Raw genomic sequence first — 17,880 nt, forward strand, 5'->3', positions numbered from 1 at the left:
GTGAAGCAACTCGACGCGTCCGCCAAGGGCGTCTACCTCATCACCGTCACGCCGTTCACCGACGGCGGTGCGCTCGACCTGGCGAGCACCGACCGCATGGTGGACTTCTGCCTCGACAAGGGCGTGACCGGCCTGACCATCCTGGGCATCATGGGCGAGGCCACCAAGCTCACGGCCGAGGAGTCGCGCACCTTCGTGCGGCAGGTGCTCGCGCGCGTGGACAGCCGCGTGCCGGTGATCGTGGGGGTGTCGTCGCCCGGCTTCGCCGCGATGGCCGAGCTCACCGCCTCGGTGATGGACCTGGGCGCCTCGGGCGTGATGGTGGCGCCGCCGTCCACCGTCCGCACCGACGACCAGATCGTCGCCTACTTCGACATGGTCAACGAAACCCTCGGCCCGAAGGTGCCCTGGTGCCTGCAGGACCATCCGGTGTCCACCGGCGTGCAGATGTCGGCCGGCGTGATCCTGCGCATCCTGAAGAATTCGCCCGGCTGCGTGATGCTCAAGCACGAGGACTGGCCGGGCCTGGCCAAGCTGTCGGCCCTGCGCGCCGCCAGCGACAAGGGCGAGCTGCGCCGCGTGTCCATCCTCACCGGCAACGGCGGCGGCCTGTTCCTGCCCGAGGAGCTCACCCGCGGCGCCGACGGTGCGATGACCGGCTTCGCCTATCCCGAGATGATGGTCGACGTGGTGGCCGCACATGCGCGCGGCGACGTCGAGCGCGCCCACGACCTGTTCGATGCGTACCTGCCGCTGGCGCGCTACGAGCAGCAGGCCAACGTCGGGCTGGCGGTCCGCAAGCACCTGCTCCACCAGCGTGGCGTGATCGCGTCGGCTGCGGTGCGCAAGCCCGGCCCCAGGCTCTCGCCGCAGGACGTCGCCGACATCGATCGCCTGGTGCGCCGGCAGGAGCGCCGGCTGCGCGAACTCGGCTGAACATCGACCCGGGACCCCACATGACCCACGACACTCCCAGCATGGACCTGGATCCGCAGGCCATCCAGATCCTCTCGCAGGTGACCACGGCCACGTTGACCACGGTGCTGCTCAAGAAGGGCTTGCGCAACCTGTGGCTGCGCGGCCCGCGGCCCATCCGCACCGGCCAGCCGCGGCTGGTGGGCCGTGCGTTCACGCTGCGTTTCGTGCCCGCGCGCGAGGACCTGGCCACGCCCGAATCGTGGTCCTCGCCGATCTCCACGCGCGCCGCGATCGAGGCCATGCCCGCCGGTTGCATCGCCGTGGTCGATTCGATGGGCGTGCAGGATGCCGGCATCTTCGGCGACATCCTGTGCGCGCGGATGGCCCGGCGAGGCATCACGGCGCTGGTCACCGACGGCGTGGTGCGCGACGTGCACGGCGTGCTGGGCACGGGCCTGCCGGTCTGGTGCAGCGGTGCCGCCGCGCCGCCCTCGGTGGCGGGCCTGACCTTCGTCGACTGGCAGCGGCCGATCGGCTGCGGTGGCGTCGCGGTGTTCCCCGGCGACGTGGTGGTGGCCGACGACGACGGCGTGGTGCTCGTGCCCGCCGCCTTGCTCGACCACGTGCTGGCCGAGGGCCCGGAGCAGGAGCGCCTGGAGGGCTGGATCATGCAGGAGGTCGAGCAGGGCGCCGCGCTGCCCGGGCTGTATCCGCCGAATGCGCAGAACAAGGCGCGCTACCAGGCTGCTGTTCGCGACAAGAGCTGAATCGGCCGCCACGGCCCTTGAACGGGAGCGATGCCGGCCGGCGAGCCTGGACTGGCGATCGCACGCCGGTGGGCCATCATCCGGTGGTCGCCGGGTGGGCACGCAGGTGCCCTGGCTTCGCGGCAGCCGCGTCGCGGCACAAGGTCCGCCCGCGCCGCTCAGGCGCCGGCGAGCCGCTGCGAGATCCGCAGGGCCGCCTCGCGCAGCGGCGCCAGCATGGTGTCCTGCATCTGCCGCGCGGAGGTGCGGTTGGCCTGCCCGCTGATGTTGATCGAGGCGATCGTCCGGCCGGCCCGGTCGAGCACCGGCGCGGCCATCGAGACCAGGCCTTCCTCCAGCTCCTGGTTGACCAGGCACCAGCCCTGGCGCCGGGCCTGCTGGACCTTGCCGAGCACGGCGTCGGGGTCGGTGAGCGTGTGGCGCGTGCGGCCCTCGAGCGGCGCCGCCCGCAGCAGCTCGAGCACCTGCGCATCCGGCAGGCCGGCCAGCAGCACCCGTCCCATCGACGTGCAATAGGCCGGCAGCCGCGAACCCACGCCAAGGCTGTTGCGCATGATCTTGCGCGTCGACACCCGCAGCACGTAGAGGATGTCGGCGCCTTCGAGCACCGCGGCCGAACACGATTCCTTCACCTGCTCCACCAGACCCTCCATCTCCGGCTCGGCCACGTTCCACATCGGCATCGAGGAGAGGTAGGCGAACCCGAGGTCCAGGATGCGCGGCGTCAGGCGGAACAGCTTGCCGTCGCTCTCGACGTACCCCAGGGTCTGCAGCGTCAGCAGGATCCGGCGCGCCCCCGCCCGCGTCAGGCCGGTGCGGCCCGCCACCTCGGTCAAGGTCTGCCGGGGCGCAGCCGCGTTGAAGGAGCGGATCACCGCCAGCCCGCGGGCGAACGACTGCACGTAGGCGTCGCCGGGGCGCACGGGGACGTCAGGGTCTTGGCGGTCCATCGGTGTTCGGGGTTGTAGAATTCATTATACGAACAGTTGTTCGCATATCGAACAACGCAGTCAAGGACCTCCATGATCAACAAGATCGCGGCTTCGATCGCCGAGGCGCTGCAGGGCGTGCGCGACGGCGCCACCGTGCTGATCGGCGGCTTCGGCACCGCCGGCATCCCGGCCGAGCTGATCGATGGCCTCATCGCGCAGGGTGCGCGCGACCTGACGGTGGTGAACAACAACGCCGGCAACGGCGACCACGGGCTGGCGGCGCTGCTCAAGACCGGCCGCGTGCGCAAGATCATCTGCAGCTTCCCGCGCCAGGTGGACAGCTGGGTGTTCGACGCGCTGTACCGCAGCAGCAAGCTGGAGCTGGAGCTGGTGCCGCAAGGCAACCTGGCCGAGCGCATCCGCGCCGCCGGTGCCGGCATCGGCGCCTTCTTCTGCCCCACGGGCTACGGCACTGAGCTGGCCCACGGCAAGGAGACCCGCGTGATCGACGGCCGGCCGCACGTGCTGGAGTACCCGATCCACGGCGACGTCGCGCTCATCAAGGCTGAGGCCGGCGACCGCTGGGGCAACCTGGTGTACCGCCAGTCGGCCCGCAACTTCGGCCCGGTGATGGCCACCGCCGCCAAGCAGACCATCGCCACCGTGCATGAGATTCGCGAGCTCGGCACGCTCGACCCCGAGGCCATCGTCACGCCCGGCATCTATGTGAGCAAGATCGTGCAGATCCCCCGCGTGGCCACCCAGGCCGGCGGTTTCAGGAAGGCCGCATGACGTACCAGAAACGCACCAAGGACCAGCTGGCCGCGCGCGTGGCGCAGGACATCCACGACGGCGCCTACGTGAACCTGGGGATCGGGATGCCGACGCAGGTGGCCAACCACATCCCGGCCGGCCGCGAGGTCATCCTGCAGAGCGAGAACGGCATCCTCGGCATGGGGCCCGCCCCGGCAGCCGGGAACGAAGACTTCGACCTGATCAACGCCGGCAAGCAGCCCGTCACGCTGCTGCCCGGCGGTGCCTTCTTCCACCATGCCGACTCGTTCGCGATGATGCGCGGCGGCCACCTGGACATCTGCGTGCTGGGGGCCTTCCAGGTCTCGGCCACCGGCGACCTGGCCAACTGGAGCACCGGCGAGCCCGGCGCCATCCCCGCCGTCGGCGGTGCGATGGACCTGGCCATCGGCGCCAAGCAGACCTGGGTGATGATGGACCTGCTCACCAAGAAGGGCGAGAGCAAGGTGGTGGAGCGCTGCACCTACCCGCTGACCGGCATCGGCTGCGTCAAGCGCATCTACACCGAACTCGCGACACTGGAATGCACGCCCGGCGGGCTGAAGCTGGTCGACACCGTCGACGGCCTCTCGCACGCCGAACTCGAACGCCTCGTGGGCCTGCCCATCGCGGCCTGAACCGGAGACTCCCATGACCCGACAAGCCTTCATCTGCGACGCCATCCGCACGCCCTTCGGCCGCTACGGCGGTGCGCTGTCCTCCGTCCGCACCGACGATCTGGGCGCGATCCCGCTCAAGGCGCTGATGGCGCGCAATCCCAAGGTCGACTGGGCGGCGGTGACCGACGTGCTGTACGGCTGCGCCAACCAGGCCGGCGAGGACAACCGCAACGTCGCCCACATGGCCTCGCTGCTGGCCGGCCTGCCGATCGACGTGCCCGGCGCGACCATCAACCGCCTGTGCGGCTCGGGGCTCGACGCGGTGGGCACGGCCGCACGTGCCATCCGCGCCGGTGAAGCCACGCTGATGATCGCCGGCGGCGTCGAGAGCATGAGCCGCGCGCCGTTCGTGATGCCCAAGGCCGAGTCGGCGTTCAGCCGCACCAACGCCGTCTACGACACCACGATCGGCTGGCGCTTCGTCAACAAGCTGATGAAGGAGCAGTACGGGGTCGACTCCATGCCGGAGACCGCCGAGAACGTCGCGACCGAGCACAAGATCGAGCGCGAGGCGCAGGACCGCATGGCGCTGGCCTCGCAGCTCAAGGCGGTGGCCGCGCAGAAGTCCGGCTTCTTCGACGCCGAGATCACGCCGGTCACCATCCCGCAGAAGAAGGGCGAGCCGCTGGTGGTCGGCCGGGACGAGCATCCGCGCGAGACCTCGCTGGAGGCGCTGGCCAAGCTCAAGGGGGTGGTGCGTCCCGACGGCACCGTGACCGCAGGCAATGCCAGCGGCGTGAACGACGGCGCCTGCGCCCTGCTGCTGGCTGACGAAGCCACGGCGGCCCGGCACGGCCTCACCCCGCGCGCCCGCGTGGTCGGCATGGCGACCGCCGGCGTCGCCCCGCGCGTGATGGGCATCGGCCCGGCGCCCGCCACCCAGAAGGTGCTGGCGCTCACCGGCCTCAAGCTCGAACAGATGGACGTGATCGAGTTGAACGAGGCGTTCGCCGCCCAGGGCCTGGCCGTGCTGCGCATGCTGGGCCTGAAGGACGACGACGCGCGCGTGAACCCCAACGGCGGTGCGATCGCCCTGGGCCACCCGCTCGGTGCCTCGGGCGCGCGCCTGGCCACCACCGCCGTGAACCAGTTGCACCGCAGCGGCGGCCGCTACGCGCTGTGCACGATGTGCATCGGCGTCGGCCAGGGCATCGCCGTGATCCTCGAGCGGGTCTGACGCGGCCACACCGGTCTTCCGAGCTCCGAGCTTCTCCCTTCCGGCCCGCCGCGCCCGCGCGGCGTCGCCGCTGCTTTTCCCTTTTTCCATGCGCAAGCAAGAAGTCACCCTGGTCACCGGCGGCAGCGCCGGCATCGGCCGCGCCATCTGCGAAGCCCTGCTGGCCCAGGGCCGGCACGTGGTCAACATCGACGCCCGGCTCCCCGCCTGGGAGCACGCCCGGCTGACGTCGCTGCAGGGCGACCTCACCGACGAGGCCGCGACCCGCGCGATCGGTGAACGCGTGGCGCACGGATACGAGGTCACGGCGCTGGTGAACAATGCCGGCGCGACGCGGCCCGGCACCATCGGGACGCAGACCGTGGCCGACCTCGACTACGTCGGCGCGCTGACGCTGCGGGCCACCATGCTGCTGACCCAGGCCTGCCTGCCGACGCTGCGTGCCTGTGGCCGCGGCCGCATCGTCAACATGGCCTCGCGCGCCGCCCTGGGCAAGACCGAGCGGATCGCCTACTCGGCGGCCAAGGCCGGCCTCGTGGGCATGACGCGCACGCTGGCGATGGAGCTGGGCGGCGACGGCATCACCGTCAACGCCGTCGCGCCCGGCCCGATCGCCACCGAGCTGTTCCGCCAGAGCAACCCCGAGGGCGCACCGCGCACCCAGCGCATCCTTGACAGCATCGTGGTGCGGCGCATCGGCACGCCCGAGGACGTGGCCCGGGCCACGCTGTTCTTCCTGTCGCCCGACAACGGCTTCGTCACCGGCCAGGTGCTGTACGTCTGTGGCGGCACCACCCTGGGCCTCGCGCCCGTCTGAGTTGCCCCGTTTTTTCCTTCCAAGCAGTCCGAGGATCTTCCCCTATGCAACGCACTTCCACCACCACCCGCCGTGCCGTCGTGGGCGCGATCGCGGCAGCCGCCGCCCTCGCCGCGCTGCCCGCCGCCGCGCAGCCGGCCTTCCCGTCCAAGGCGATCACCATCGTCGTGCCCTTCGCGGCCGGCGGCACCACCGACATCCTGGCCCGCGTGGTCGGCCAGGCCCTGGGCGCCGAGCTGGGCCAGTCGGTGGTCATCGACAACCGCGCCGGCGCGGGCGGCAACATCGGCGCGCAGCTGGCGGCCAAGGCGCCGGCGGACGGCCACACGCTGTTCATGGGCACGGTCGGCACGCATGCCATCAACCAGAGCCTGTACAAGAAGCTGCCGTACGACCCGATCGAGGACTTCGCGCCGCTCACCCGCGTGGCCATGGTGCCCAACCTGCTGGTGGCCAACCCGACCAAGCCGTTCAAGACGGTCAAGGAACTGATCGCCCACGCGAAATCGCATCCCGGCCAGGTGAACTTCGGCTCGTCCGGCAGTGGCAGCTCGATCCACCTGTCGGGCGAACTGTTCAACGCGATGGCCAAGGTCAACATGGTGCACGTGCCCTACAAGGGCAGCGCACCGGCGGTGACCGACCTCATCGGCGGCCAGATCGACGTCATGTTCGACAACATGCCCTCGGCCATCCAGCACGTGCGCAGCGGCCGCCTGCGTCCGCTGGCGGTGACCACGGCCAAGCGCTCGCCGGAGCTGCCGGACGTGCCGACCATCGCCGAGGCGGGCGTGCCCGGCTACGAGGCGACCTCCTGGTTCGGCATGTTCGCGCCGGCCGACACGCCGGCACCGGTGATCGCGCGCCTGAACTCCGCGCTGGTCAAGGTGCTGGCCCAGCCGGAGGTGCGCAAGAAGCTGGCGGAGCAGGGCGCCGAGCCGGTGAGCGAGAGGCCGGAGCAGTTCGCCGCCTTCATCCGCAAGGAGACGGCTAAGTGGAGCCAGGTGGTGAAGGCCTCGGGCGCCAGCGCCGACTGACGTCCCGCGCGCCGGACGTGCCGGCCGCGCCGACCGCCGGCCGCGCGAGCAGGGGGCGGCCCGGCTTCAGGTGCTTGGCAGGCGCCACTTCTCCAGCACCCGCTGGACGCGCGCGGGGCCGCCGGCCACGTGCTCGACCAGGCTCAGGCGCGCATGCCGGAAGGCGTCGAGCACGGCCAGCATGTCGTCGGCGCTCGACGGGTCGGGTCCCCGCAGCGTGCCCAGCGGCAGCGGCTTGCTGCCCCACAGTGCGGCCACGAAGGTGGCGATGTCGCGCGCCTGTGGCGAGGTGCGGTCCTCGGCCATGCGCAGCAGTCGGTCGAGCGCCAGCAGGCCCTGCTCGGTGGCGCGGTGCGCGCTGAGTTCCTCGGCCAGCAGGCGCGCCCGCTCGAGCAAGGTGCCTTCGTGGTCGACGCGCGGCCGGTCGGCGCGGCCGACCACCAGCTGCACCTGGTTGATCTTGTCCAGCGTGGCACGGTGCCGCCGCTCGCGTTCGGTGTGGGTCATGGCAGGTTCCCTGGTTCCGGACGAGGACGTCCGTCGCTGGTTCACGTGCCATCCGTTGTACTCCGCGCCGGCGCCCGGCGGAACCCGGTCCTGTCCTTCCTTTGGCGCCCAGGCAACGCCCCGGCGGCACCCGTCACGCGGCAAGCCGGGACGGGCGCGCCGCGATCCCTCGCGTCAGGGCAGGATGCGGTGGAACGTCGCGTCACCGACCGTGAACTGCGACTTGTCGGCGTTGAACACCAGCGTCTCGTTGATCCCGAACGGCGGCGTGCTCACGCTATCCCAGAGACCGGCGCAGCCGTTCGTGTCATACAGCGGCGGCTGGGTGACGGCCAGCGTGCCGGCCGCCGCATCGAAGGTGTAGCTGCCGTACTCGACGCCGCGTACCACCGGGCAGTTGCCTCCGGTGTCGCCCACCGGGTCGATCATCATGAAGCGGTTGTTGCCGAAGAACACCAGCGTCTGCACGTTGAGCCCGGTGGGAGAGCCGAGTGCCCACATGCCGACCAGGCCATCCGGATCGTTGGGCACGCGCACCAGCGTCGTGGCGGCGCCGTCGTCACCGTCGGTGAAGACCAGCCCGGCGCCGTCCAGTCGCATGGTGTCGGCCGCCCCCGCGTGGGATGGCCCCCACTCCCCGTTGGTGTCCAGCGACGGCGTGCTGGTGAACCGGCCGGTGGCGGCGTCCCAGGTGAGCTGGCCAAGCTCGATGCCGGACGATCCGCTGCTCTCGGCAGGACCCACTTCGCCGTACGCGTAGCGGCCGTTCGTGCCGAAGCGGAAGACGAAGGCCGTGCTCGCATCGCGGTAGACCCACCCGCCGCGCAGCTGCGAATAGAACTGGTCGCGGAAGTGCGCAAGCGCATCGGCGGTCGACACGGGGGTGGACGGCAGGCCCGCCGATGCGAGCAGCGTGCCGAGCGCCGGCGCGGCGACGAAGGTGGCGGGCGCCACCGACAGGTCCAGCGGCGCGGTCGCGGCGGCCCGCGCCGCCGCCGTGATGCGGATGCCGCCGGCCGCGGAACGGTCCTCGTCCAGCGACTGCAGCAGCACCAGCAGGTTGGTGGTCTTGCTGGCGGCATCCGGACCCGTGCCGGCGAGTTCCAGCGGCGTCACGGTGCCGGTCGCGGGCACGGTGCCGAGCACGATCGCTCCGATGCGGAAGGTGACCGTCTCGCCGGGGTTGTAGTTGTAGTGGCCGGCGCCGTCGGTGAAGCCGGTGAAGCCGCCACTGGTGGTGTATTCGACGCCCTCGATCGGGCTGTCGGTGAGCACGCCCACCGCGGCACCGGCGGGCGCGGCCGACGGGGTGGCGGCGACGGGCGCACTGCTGCCGCCACCGCCACCGCACGAGGCGATGAGCATGGCGGTCGCGCAGGCGATGAGGGTGCGCGCAGCCAGGCGTGGAACGCGCAGGGCTGCGCCAGCGCGGGCTGCGCGGACGGAAGACGGGGGGAGCTGGGCGTCGTCGTGCATCGGGGTCCTCTGGAAGGGTGGTACAGGGCACCCGCGCCGGATGCCTCAGCCATGAATCGTCGCGGCACCCGGCTGCGCGTCGTATCCCGTGAACAGGGGGGTTGACAGCCGCAGGGGCGCGGCTGGCGGCCACGGTTGGGTACAGTGGCTCACCTTGCCCGGATCGAACCGTCTCCTGCTGTACGCGCTGCGGTGCCTGGCCGTGCTGCTGGCACTGGCCGGTCTCTCGCAGGCCCGGGGCCAGGTCGTCACGCTCACCCGGGCGCAGGTCTCGACCGGGGGGGCGGCCGCCGCGCCGGTGACGCTGCCGCACGAATGGCAGAACAGCTTCCCGCGCTTCGGCGGCGTCGCGGAGTACCGCTTGCAGTTCGACGTCCCGGCCGGCGAGGACCTGCTGGCGGTCTACGTCCCGCGTGCCTGCAGCAACCTGGAGGTGGTCGTCAACGGCCAGCTGGTGGGGTCGGGCGGGCGCATGACACCGCCCTACGCGGCCAACTGCTACTACCCGAGCCTGTTCCCGTTGCCGCGTCCGCTGCTGCGCGAGGGAACCAACGACCTGCGCATCCGCGTGGCCGGCTATCCGGCGGGCGAAGCCAGCTCGCGCCAGCGGTCCAGCGGGCTGTCGGCGGTCCAGGTCGGGCCCATGGCGCAGCTGCGCCCCGACTACGACAGCCAGCGGTTCTGGAACATCACGGTGTCCCAGATCATCGCCACGGTCCTGACCGGCCTGGGCCTGGCGCTCCTGGGGCTGTGGCTGGCCCGCCGCCGCGACCGCTACATGCTGTTCTTCGGCCTGTTCGCGATCGGCTGGGCGGCACTCACCACGCGTCTGTTCGTGCAGCACACGGGGCCGTCGCACCATGCGACCGAGGTGCTGATCGGCTTCGCATTCTTCCCGGTCGTCTCCTGCGCGATGCTGTTCCTCATGCGGCTGCTCGGACGGGCCTGGCGCTGGATGGACATCGGCCTGGCGCTGCAGGCCCTGGCCGTGCTGCTGGTGCTGTGCGCCGTGCCCCCCGGGCGCCTGCTTGATGCGTCCACGGTGCTCTATGCGGCCGGCGGCCTGGAGTTCCTGGCCTGCGTGGCGGCTTTCCTGGTGCTGTCCTGGCGCACGCACCGGCAGGACTTCTGGCTGGTCGGGGGGGTGCTGCTGCAGTCCAGCGCCTTCCTCGGCCTGGAGCTGCTGCAGCAGGCCGAGCTGCTGCCGCTGCCGCGCGTGCACTTCGTCCACTTCGCCATGCCGCTGGTGTTCGCCGTCGTGGCGGTGCGCCTGATCCAGCTGTTCGTGCGTGCGGTGCAGCGCGCCGAGACGCTCAACCTCGAGCTGGAGCAGCGGGTGCGGGAGAAGTCACGCGAGATCGAGCGCAACTGGCAGCACATCGCGCAGCTGCAGACCGCGCAGGCCGCGCAGGACGAGCGCCGCCGGATCGCCTCCGACCTGCACGATGATCTCGGCGCGCAGCTGCTGACCATCGTGCAGGCCAGCCAGCGTGGCGGCGAGCCCGAACGCATCGCGGGCATGGCACGGCAGGCGATGGAGGAGATGCGCCTGTCGGTGCGCGGCATGACCGGGCACGTGACTGCGGCCGAGGAGGCGCTGGCCGACTGGCGCGCCGAGACCGTCACCCGGATCGTCGACGCCGGGCTGCAGGTGCGGTGGGAGGCCCAGGAGCCGCCGTCCGGGCTGATCCTGCCGGCCCGCCTGCACGTGCAGGTGACCCGGATCCTGCGCGAAGCCGTCTCCAATGCCATCCGCCACAGTGGCGGCAGCTGCTGCGCCGTGCAGATCGCGTTCGAGCCCGACGGCCTGCGGCTGCAGGTCGAGGACGACGGCCGTGGCCTGCCGGCCGGCACGGGCGCGCGGGGCAGCGGCCTGCCGAACATCGAGCGGCGCGTGCGGCTGCTGGGTGGCGAGCACGCCTTCGACGCCGCGCCGGGCGGCGGCACCCGGCTCGTGGTCCGCATCCCGCTGGCCGCGGCCCTTTCCCCGCAGGAGGTTCCATGAAGCAGGCCCTCGTGGTCGAGGATCTCGGCGACGTGCGCGACTGGCTGGCCGAGATCGCGCGCGCCGCGTTTCCCGGGCTGGTGGTGTCGGCCGTCGGCCGCGCCGAGGACGGCATCGCCGCCGCGGCCACGCAGCAGTTCGACCTGGCCCTGGTGGACCTCGGCCTGCCCGATGGCAGCGGCATGGAGGTGGTGCGTACGCTGGCGCACCGGCAGCCGCAATGCCTGGCCGTCGTGGTCACCATCTACGACGACGACGGGCACCTGTTCCCGGCGCTGCAGGCGGGCGCGTTCGGCTACCTGCTGAAGGAGCAGCCGCGCGAGGCCCTGACCGCGCAGCTGCTGCGCATCGCGCAGGGCGAGCCGCCGCTGTCGCCGCCGATCGCGCGGCGCGTGCTGTCGTACTTCGGCCAGGGCGCTCGGGTGCCGGCGGTCTCCGCCGCGCCCCTTGCAGCCCCGCCTCCGGTCGAGGGTGTGCGGCTGACCGAGCGCGAGACGGTGGTGCTGCAGCGCGTGGCCAAGGGCTACACGCTGCCGGAGATCGCGCAGCAGCTCGGCCTGTCGCGCCACACGATCGCCGACCATATCAAGCAGATCTACCGCAAGCTCGACGTGTCCTCCCGCGCCGAGGCGACGCTGGAGGCGGCGCGCCGCGGGCTGGTCCGGCCCTGAGGGTGGGGGCCGGGCGCGCCACCGGCGCGCGGTCGGCGCCAGGCGTTCGTGCGCCACGCTGCGCGGCAGCGCAGGCCTGCGCACGCCCCGACGCGGGTGCCGCGCGCTGGCGGTCACGGCGGTCGCCCACGCGAACCAGTCGTCGCCAGGGTCCCTGCCTTGCCGCGGATGGGTCTGCGCTCGCGTCCGCGCGGCTTGTGCGGCGCCGTTCCCGGGTGCACAGTGGCCCCATGACACTGCACGACGACTTCCGCGCCGATCCCCGCGAGGACCCGGCGCCGCGCGCCCGCCCGGCCGACACCGGCCTGCGTTGGGCGCTCGCCCTGCTGATCGCCCTCGGCCTGGCCGGTGCCTGGTGGATGTTTGCCCGGGGGCCGGCACCCGAGTGGCCGAGGCCGGGGCCGGCCGCCCCGGCTGCGGCCGCCGCGGCCGACCCGACCTCGCCCGTGGCGGCGCCGGAGCCCCCGCCCCCGGTCGCCGAAGGTGGTGCGCTGGCGGCGTCCCAGGTGCCGTCCGCACTCGAGGCGCTCCTCGGCCGCGAGGCGATCGCCAGGTTCGTGGTCCTCGACGACTTCCCCCGCCGGCTGGTGGCCACCGTCGACAACCTCGGCCGTGCCCACGCGCCGCCGTCGGCCTGGCCACTGCACAAGGCGGGCGGCCGGTTCGAGACGACCACCAGCGGTGGCGCAACGGTCGCAGCGCCCGAGAACGCCCGGCGTCATGCGGCCCTGGTGACGCTGGCCGAAGCCGTCGACGTGCCGGCGGCCGCCCGTCTGTACGCCCGCCTGTACCCGTTGCTGCAGAAGGCCTGGGGGGACCTGGGCCTGGGCCGCCGCGAGTTCCATGGCCGGCTGCTGGAGGTGATCGACCTGCTGCTCGCGACCCCGGAGCCGGCCTCGCCGCCCGCACTGCAACTCACGCCGGTCAAGGGTGACGTGCCCTCCACCCAGCCGTGGACGCGCTACGAGTTCGCCGACCCGGCGCTGGAAGCGCTGCCGGCCGGCCAGAAGGCGCTGCTTCGCACCGGCCTGTCGAACGAGCGCCGCCTGAAGGCCGTGCTGCGCCAGCTGCGGCGGGAGCTCCTGCCTGCGCCGGAGGGCGGCAGCCAGCGGCCCTGAGCAGCCGCCGGCGGCGCCGCCTGTTGCTGCCGGCGGCTGAGACAATCGCCGCTTGGACTTCCCGCTCATCACCGATCCCGGCTTCTACGCCGTCGCCGTCCCGGCCGTCCTGCTGCTGGGCATCAGCAAGAGCGGCTTCGGCTCCGGCTTCGGCTCGCTGGCCGTGCCGCTGATGGCCATGGCCGTGACCGTGCCGCAGGCGGCGGCGATCCTGATGCCGGTGCTGCTGGTGATGGACATCCTCGGACTGCACGCCTACCGCGCGCATTTCGATTGGAAGCTGATCCGCTTCCTGCTGCCCTTCGGGCTGCTCGGCACGGTGGTCGGCACGCTGCTGTTCAAGGTGCTCGACAGCCACCTCGTGGCCGGCATCGTCGGCGCGTGCACGCTGCTGTTCCTGGCGCAGCGGTTGCTGTTCCCGCCCAGGCCTGGTGCCGGGGCGCCGCCCAGGTGGCTGGGCGCGGTGCTCACCACCGTGTCGGGCTTCACCAGCTTCGTGGCGCACGCGGGCGGGCCGCCGATCAATGCCTACGCGATTCCGCTGCGCCTGCCGCCGCTGGTGTACACGGCCACGATGGCGGTGTTCTTCTTCGTGCTGAACCTGAGCAAGTGGATCCCGTACGCCTGGCTGGGCCTGCTGGACATGCGCAACATGGCGACCTCGGTGGCGCTGCTGCCGCTGGCGCCGGTCGGCGTGCTGATCGGGGTGCGCCTGGCGCGGCGCATCGACCCGGTGCTGTTCTACCGGTTCGTCTACGCCGGCATGCTGCTGACGGGCGTGAAGCTCCTCTGGGACGGCTTCTTCGCCGCCTAACCGCGGCGGCGGCGGCGCCGCCGCGGCGAGCGTCCCGCAGCGCGGAAGCAGGCACCCGGTCGGGTGCCCGCGACGGCATCAGCTCTCGGCGGTGAAGCCGATGGTCTTGACGATCGGCGCCCACTTGGCGGTGTCCTGCTTCAGGAGCGTCGACAGTTCCGTGGGCGAGCTGGACATCGCTTCGAGGCCGAAGGTGGCCAGGCCGTCGACCACGTCCTTGTGCGCCAGGGCGCTCTTGAGCGCCGCGTTCATGCGCGAGACCAGCTCGGGCGCGGCCTTGGGCGGCAGCCAGAAGGCGAACCACTCGCTGTGCTGCAGGTCCGCGAAGCCCTGCTCGGTGTAGGTGGGCACGTCGGGCGCGAAGCGATTGCGCTTGGCGCCGGAGGTCGCCAGGATGCGGATCTTGCCGCTGGCCAGGTGCTGGGTCAGGTCGCCGATCGGGCCGCTGACGGCGGCGATCTGGCCGCCCAGCAGGTCCTGCATCGCCGGCTGGGTGCCGCGGTACGGGGCGTGCTTGAAGTCGAAACCCCCCTTGATGCCCAGCAGCGCGCCGACGAAGTGCGGCGTCGATCCGGCGGCCGGCGAGCCGAAGCTGGCCTGCGTCGGGTTGGCCTTGCACCAGGCCACGAAGTCGGCCACGGTCTTCACGTTGGCGGACACCAGGGGGCCGACGGCCAGGCCGAAATCGAACACGCAGCCCAGCGAGACCGGGGTCACGTCGGCGATCGGGTCGTACGGCAGCTTCTTGTAGATGTGCGGGTAGATCGTGAACATCGACGTGGGCGACTGCAGCAGCGTGGCGCCGTCGGCCGGCAGGGCCTTGACCGTCTGGATCGCGATCTGGCCGCCCGCGCCGGTCTTGTTCTCCACCACCACCGTCTTGGCGTACGGGCCGGTCAGGCGGGTGCCCACGCGCCGGCAGGTGGTGTCGGAGGTGCCGCCGGCCGCGAAGCCGGTGACGATCTTCAGGGTCTCGATCGGGGCCTGCGCCTGGGCCAACGCGTCGCGGCCGATGCTGGCGAGGAGGGCGGCGCCGCTGGCGGCTTGGATCAGGTGGCGGCGGGAAAGGGTCATGTCGTCTCCAGGAATGTCTTCGAAAGGCCCGGTTCGGGGCGATCGATTCTGGCAGTCGTCCCGGCCGCTGCCCACAGGGAGAACCATGGGAAAACCCGGCTGCGGCGCGGTCGGGACGCGGCGCGCCGGCTGCCTCGGCCGGCCGGCGTCCCGTATCCTGCGCGCCGATGGACGATTCCAACCAGATCGACGTGCCGCCCTCGTTCACCGCGCTGTTCGCCAGCCCGTCCGGCCACCGGCTGACCGAGCCGATGGCGGTGGTGCGCGAGCGCTACGAACTCTGCGAGGACCTGGCGCAGATGCTCACCGACGAGGCCTCGACGGCGCAGTTCCGCTCCGGCGCGGCCGAGGCCGAGGTGCTGCAGGTGCTGCTGGCGGGCCTGCAGGGCGAGGGCTCGCCGGTGCAGCCGCCGGAGGCTGAGTGGGTCATCCGGCGGCTGGCGGAGCTGCTGCAGTGGCGGGCGCCCTGAAGCACGCCGCGGCGGGCAGGCGCTGATCGCCACGACAGCGGCGGCCACGGCCCGCCGTCAGTCGTCGCCTTCGCCCCGGTCCCAGCCCCCCGGCCGGTCGGTCCCGGCGACCCGCCGGGCCGTCGCCTCCGCCCGTTCGCGCGCCATCTGCTCCTCGAGCTGGCGGCGCCCCTGCTTGACGACGGCGATCAGCTTGGAGCGGTCCTTGTGGTGCGGGTACATCTGCTCGAACAGCTGGACGTTGTGCCGGCGGAAGCGCATGGCCAGGCGCCGCGCCTCGTGCGGCGACTGGCCCAGCAGCTCCAGGACGGCGCGGCCACTGCGCAGGCTGGCCTCGAACAGCTCGCGCTCGACGTTCAGCACGCCGCGGTCGCGCAGCTCGTTCCAATGGGTCACGTCGCGCGCACGCACCACCAGCTTCAGGTGCGGGAAGTGCTCGCGTGCCAGGTCGACGATGGCCAGCGACTGGCGCACGTCGTCCACCGCGACCACCAGGATGCGCGCGCCTGCGGCGCCGGCCATGCGCAGCAGGTCGAGCCGGGTGGCATCGCCGTAGTACACCGTGTAGCCGAACGAGCGCGCCGCTTCCACCATGTCCGCGTCGTGGTCCAGCACCGTCGCCGGCACGCCCTGCGCCAGCATCAGCCGGCCGATGATCTGGCCGTAGCGGCCGTAGCCCGCGATGATGACCGGCGCCTCCTGCGGCTCGCTCAGCTCGTCCGGCGTCTGCCCGCGGGCCCGCGTGAAGCGCGCCAGCACGAAGCGGTCGATCGCCACCAGCAGCAGCGGCGACAGCAGCATGGAGATCGCCACGGCCCCGATCAGCAGCGAAGCGGTGGCGCCGGAGAACACCGAGGCGCCGGCGGCGGCCTGGAAGACCACGAACGCGAACTCGCCGCCCTGCGCGAGCAGCAGCGTGAACACCGGCCGGTCCTGCCGCTCGATGCCCATCGCGCGGGCGAGCAGCCACAGGACCACGACCTTGACCAGCAGGAAGCCGGCGACCAGCCCGGCCATGCGCCAGGGCTGGGCGAGCAGGGCGCCGAAGTCGATGCTCATGCCCACCGCAATGAAGAACAGTCCGAGCAGCAGCCCCTTGAACGGCTCGATGTCGGTCTCGAGTTCGCGGCGGTACTCGCTCTCGGCCAGCAGCACGCCGGCCAGGAAGGCCCCCAGCGCCATCGACAGGCCGACGATCTGCATCAGCGCGGCGATCGCCACGACCAGCAGTAGCGCCGCGGCGGTGAAGATCTCCGGCGTGCGGCTGCGGGCGATCCAGCGCAGCAGCGGCCGCAGCGCCAGGCGGCCACCCAGGATGATGGTGGCCACCACCGCCACGATCCTCAGCCCCTGCAGCGCCGCGCCGCCGCCGTCCAGCGCAGCGTCGCGCGGCTGCGATCCGAGCAGTGGCAGCAGGGCCAGGATGGGGATGGCGGCGACGTCCTGGAACAGCAGGATGGAGAAGGCCGACTGGCCGCTGCTGGTGCGCAGCAGATTGCGCTCGCCCATGACCTGCAGCGCGATGGCGGTGGACGACAGCGCCAGGCCGAGCGCCGCGACCAGGCTCACGCGCCAGTCGGCCCCCACGGCCAGGCCGCCGGCCAGCAGCGCCAGCGCGCAGCATCCCACCTGCGCGCCGCCCCAGCCGAAGATCGGCCGGCGCAGGTCCCAGAGCCGGCGCGGCTCCAGCTCCAGGCCGACCAGGAACAGCATCAGCACGACGCCGAATTCGGCGAAGTGCAGGATGTCCTCGACATGGCTGACCAGGCCGATGCCCCAGGGGCCGATGACGATGCCGGCGGCCAGGTAGCCGATGATGGAACCCAGGCCCAGGGCCCGCGAGACCGGCACGGCGATGACGGCGGCGCCGAGGTAGATGAGGCTGTTGCTCAGCCAGAGAGGCACATGGTCCATCAGCGCACGTGCTCCACGCGGCGCGCCGGCTCGGCCGGCCTGTCGGTCTCTGGCACTTCGCAGGCCGGGCAGGCGTCCAGTTCGTCGAGCTCGGGCCAGTGCGGATAGCTGGCCAGGCGCTGCGCGAAGACGCCGGCATGGTCGTCGATGGCGGCCGCGTCTGCACGATGCGCGCCGTGGAACAGCATCGGCGGCAGGAATCGCATGCCGCACAACGCCGCGGCCTGCTCGTAGGGCGGCAGGAACGCGTCGAAGAAGTAGCGGTTGTAGCCCTGGGGGTGGTAGGACGCCTCGGGGCCGCCGGTGCTGGCCACCAGCCACAGGTCCTTGCCGTGCAGCGCGGTGCCGCCGTGGCCGTAGGCCCAGCCGTGCGTCAGCACCTCGTCCAGCCACAGCTTCATCAGGGCCGGCATCGAGTACCACTGGATCGGGTGCAGGAGCACCAGCAGCGAGGCCTTCGCGGCCCGGGCCTGCTCGGCCTGCACGTCGATGTCGTAGTCGGGGTAGCTGCCGTAGAGATCCTGCACCTGCACGCCGGCAGTGGCCTGGGCGACGGCGAGGAGCCGTCGGTTGACGCGTGACTCGCGCCAGTTCGGGTGTGCGGCCAGCAGGTAGGCACCCGGGCCGGCGGCGGTTCGTCGCTCATCCATGCGGCTAACATAGCGCAAAACCGGTTCGCGCGCGGCGCGGCCGTCCCTTTCAGGAGGTGCT

General features: G+C 72.0%; 18 protein-coding genes. 12 read left to right on the top strand and 6 right to left on the bottom strand.

Annotated features, from left to right (window positions below; genetic code table 11):
* The gene (locus tag VFE82_RS15440; RefSeq protein ID WP_325001204.1) at positions 1–936 is read left to right on the top strand and encodes a dihydrodipicolinate synthase family protein; all 936 of its coding nucleotides are present in this window, start codon (positions 1–3) and stop codon (positions 934–936) included.
* 20 nt (positions 937–956) lie between these two features.
* The gene (locus VFE82_RS15445; protein WP_325001205.1) at positions 957–1,685 is read left to right on the top strand and encodes a ribonuclease activity regulator RraA; all 729 of its coding nucleotides are present in this window, start codon (positions 957–959) and stop codon (positions 1,683–1,685) included.
* Between the two features lie 158 nt (positions 1,686–1,843).
* On the opposite strand, the gene VFE82_RS15450 is transcribed toward VFE82_RS15445, so the two are convergent.
* A complete protein-coding gene (locus VFE82_RS15450) occupies positions 1,844–2,635 on the bottom strand; it encodes an IclR family transcriptional regulator domain-containing protein (protein WP_325001206.1) in 792 nt (263 codons plus the stop codon).
* Between the two features lie 72 nt (positions 2,636–2,707).
* Between VFE82_RS15450 and VFE82_RS15455 the strand changes: the two genes are divergently transcribed.
* From VFE82_RS15455 to VFE82_RS15475, 5 genes are all read left to right on the top strand, one after another.
* Positions 2,708–3,409: a 3-oxoacid CoA-transferase subunit A gene (locus VFE82_RS15455; RefSeq protein ID WP_325001207.1), complete on the top strand. Its 702-nt coding sequence runs from the start codon at positions 2,708–2,710 to the stop codon at positions 3,407–3,409.
* Entirely contained in the window at positions 3,406–4,047 is a 642-nt protein-coding gene (locus VFE82_RS15460; protein ID WP_325001208.1) for a 3-oxoacid CoA-transferase subunit B, read from the top strand. Before VFE82_RS15455 ends, VFE82_RS15460 begins: the two co-directional genes overlap by 4 nt.
* Positions 4,048–4,060: 13 nt before the next feature.
* The gene (pcaF, locus tag VFE82_RS15465) at positions 4,061–5,266 is read left to right on the top strand and encodes a 3-oxoadipyl-CoA thiolase (protein WP_325001209.1); all 1,206 of its coding nucleotides are present in this window, start codon (positions 4,061–4,063) and stop codon (positions 5,264–5,266) included.
* An 88-nt stretch (positions 5,267–5,354) separates the two neighbouring features.
* On the top strand, positions 5,355–6,083 hold the full coding sequence (locus VFE82_RS15470; RefSeq protein ID WP_325001210.1) for an SDR family NAD(P)-dependent oxidoreductase: 729 nt from the start codon (positions 5,355–5,357) through the stop codon (positions 6,081–6,083).
* 44 nt (positions 6,084–6,127) lie between these two features.
* A complete protein-coding gene (locus tag VFE82_RS15475) occupies positions 6,128–7,120 on the top strand; it encodes a tripartite tricarboxylate transporter substrate binding protein (protein ID WP_325001211.1) in 993 nt (330 codons plus the stop codon).
* Between the two features lie 66 nt (positions 7,121–7,186).
* On the opposite strand, the gene VFE82_RS15480 is transcribed toward VFE82_RS15475, so the two are convergent.
* Together VFE82_RS15480 and VFE82_RS15485 are read right to left on the bottom strand one after the other, a co-directional pair.
* Positions 7,187–7,627: a DUF7673 family protein gene (locus VFE82_RS15480; protein ID WP_325001212.1), complete on the bottom strand. Its 441-nt coding sequence runs from the start codon at positions 7,625–7,627 to the stop codon at positions 7,187–7,189.
* A gap of 174 nt (positions 7,628–7,801) precedes the next feature.
* Positions 7,802–8,992, bottom strand: coding sequence for a hypothetical protein (locus VFE82_RS15485; protein ID WP_325001213.1), 1,191 nt, complete (start codon positions 8,990–8,992; stop codon positions 7,802–7,804).
* A gap of 265 nt (positions 8,993–9,257) precedes the next feature.
* On the opposite strand from VFE82_RS15485, the gene VFE82_RS15490 reads away from it, so the two are divergent.
* The 4 genes from VFE82_RS15490 to VFE82_RS15505 all read left to right on the top strand — a co-directional run bounded on the left by VFE82_RS15490 (position 9,258) and on the right by VFE82_RS15505 (position 13,711).
* Positions 9,258–11,108 carry a sensor histidine kinase gene (locus VFE82_RS15490; protein ID WP_325001214.1) on the top strand — a complete coding sequence of 617 codons (1,851 nt, stop codon included), beginning with the start codon at positions 9,258–9,260 and terminating at the stop codon, positions 11,106–11,108.
* Entirely contained in the window at positions 11,105–11,779 is a 675-nt protein-coding gene (locus VFE82_RS15495) for a response regulator transcription factor (protein ID WP_325001215.1), read from the top strand. Before VFE82_RS15490 ends, VFE82_RS15495 begins: the two co-directional genes overlap by 4 nt.
* Positions 11,780–12,009: 230 nt before the next feature.
* The gene (locus VFE82_RS15500) at positions 12,010–12,897 is read left to right on the top strand and encodes a DUF3014 domain-containing protein (RefSeq protein ID WP_325001216.1); all 888 of its coding nucleotides are present in this window, start codon (positions 12,010–12,012) and stop codon (positions 12,895–12,897) included.
* Between the two features lie 52 nt (positions 12,898–12,949).
* A complete protein-coding gene (locus VFE82_RS15505; protein ID WP_325001217.1) occupies positions 12,950–13,711 on the top strand; it encodes a sulfite exporter TauE/SafE family protein in 762 nt (253 codons plus the stop codon).
* 78 nt (positions 13,712–13,789) lie between these two features.
* Here the strand turns inward: VFE82_RS15505 and VFE82_RS15510 are convergent, their stop codons facing one another.
* The gene (locus tag VFE82_RS15510) at positions 13,790–14,785 is read right to left on the bottom strand and encodes a Bug family tripartite tricarboxylate transporter substrate binding protein (protein WP_325001218.1); all 996 of its coding nucleotides are present in this window, start codon (positions 14,783–14,785) and stop codon (positions 13,790–13,792) included.
* 167 nt (positions 14,786–14,952) lie between these two features.
* On the opposite strand from VFE82_RS15510, the gene VFE82_RS15515 reads away from it, so the two are divergent.
* Positions 14,953–15,255, top strand: coding sequence for an ATPase with chaperone activity (locus VFE82_RS15515; protein WP_325001219.1), 303 nt, complete (start codon positions 14,953–14,955; stop codon positions 15,253–15,255).
* Between the two features lie 57 nt (positions 15,256–15,312).
* On the opposite strand, the gene kefC is transcribed toward VFE82_RS15515, so the two are convergent.
* Positions 15,313–17,169 (bottom strand): glutathione-regulated potassium-efflux system protein KefC, encoded by a 1,857-nt coding sequence (gene kefC / locus VFE82_RS15520; RefSeq protein ID WP_325001220.1) that lies wholly within the window; start codon positions 17,167–17,169, stop codon positions 15,313–15,315.
* Positions 17,169–17,819, bottom strand: coding sequence for an NAD(P)H-dependent oxidoreductase (locus VFE82_RS15525; RefSeq protein ID WP_325001221.1), 651 nt, complete (start codon positions 17,817–17,819; stop codon positions 17,169–17,171). Before VFE82_RS15525 ends, kefC begins: the two co-directional genes overlap by 1 nt.
* Between the last annotated feature and the right edge of the window lie 61 nt (positions 17,820–17,880).

The organism is Ramlibacter sp. (assembly GCF_035655895.1).
Taxonomy (GTDB): domain Bacteria; phylum Pseudomonadota; class Gammaproteobacteria; order Burkholderiales; family Burkholderiaceae_C; genus Ramlibacter.

What these genes read in the sequence shown, in the direction of transcription:
- VFE82_RS15500 (WP_325001216.1), top strand. Translation starts at nt 12,010, where the DNA reads ATGACACTGCACGACGACTTCCGCGCCGATCCCCGCGAGGACCCGGCG.
- VFE82_RS15480 (WP_325001212.1), bottom strand. Translation starts at nt 7,627, where the DNA reads ATGACCCACACCGAACGCGAGCGGCGGCACCGTGCCACGCTGGACAAG.
- VFE82_RS15460 (WP_325001208.1), top strand. Translation starts at nt 3,406, where the DNA reads ATGACGTACCAGAAACGCACCAAGGACCAGCTGGCCGCGCGCGTGGCG.
- VFE82_RS15475 (WP_325001211.1), top strand. Translation starts at nt 6,128, where the DNA reads ATGCAACGCACTTCCACCACCACCCGCCGTGCCGTCGTGGGCGCGATC.
- pcaF (WP_325001209.1), top strand. Translation starts at nt 4,061, where the DNA reads ATGACCCGACAAGCCTTCATCTGCGACGCCATCCGCACGCCCTTCGGC.
- VFE82_RS15525 (WP_325001221.1), bottom strand. Translation starts at nt 17,819, where the DNA reads ATGGATGAGCGACGAACCGCCGCCGGCCCGGGTGCCTACCTGCTGGCC.
- VFE82_RS15450 (WP_325001206.1), bottom strand. Translation starts at nt 2,635, where the DNA reads ATGGACCGCCAAGACCCTGACGTCCCCGTGCGCCCCGGCGACGCCTAC.
- VFE82_RS15485 (WP_325001213.1), bottom strand. Translation starts at nt 8,992, where the DNA reads ATGCTCATCGCCTCGTGCGGTGGCGGTGGCGGCAGCAGTGCGCCCGTC.
- VFE82_RS15515 (WP_325001219.1), top strand. Translation starts at nt 14,953, where the DNA reads ATGGACGATTCCAACCAGATCGACGTGCCGCCCTCGTTCACCGCGCTG.
- VFE82_RS15510 (WP_325001218.1), bottom strand. Translation starts at nt 14,785, where the DNA reads ATGACCCTTTCCCGCCGCCACCTGATCCAAGCCGCCAGCGGCGCCGCC.
- kefC (WP_325001220.1), bottom strand. Translation starts at nt 17,169, where the DNA reads ATGGACCATGTGCCTCTCTGGCTGAGCAACAGCCTCATCTACCTCGGC.
- VFE82_RS15495 (WP_325001215.1), top strand. Translation starts at nt 11,105, where the DNA reads ATGAAGCAGGCCCTCGTGGTCGAGGATCTCGGCGACGTGCGCGACTGG.
- VFE82_RS15455 (WP_325001207.1), top strand. Translation starts at nt 2,708, where the DNA reads ATGATCAACAAGATCGCGGCTTCGATCGCCGAGGCGCTGCAGGGCGTG.
- VFE82_RS15445 (WP_325001205.1), top strand. Translation starts at nt 957, where the DNA reads ATGACCCACGACACTCCCAGCATGGACCTGGATCCGCAGGCCATCCAG.
- VFE82_RS15470 (WP_325001210.1), top strand. Translation starts at nt 5,355, where the DNA reads ATGCGCAAGCAAGAAGTCACCCTGGTCACCGGCGGCAGCGCCGGCATC.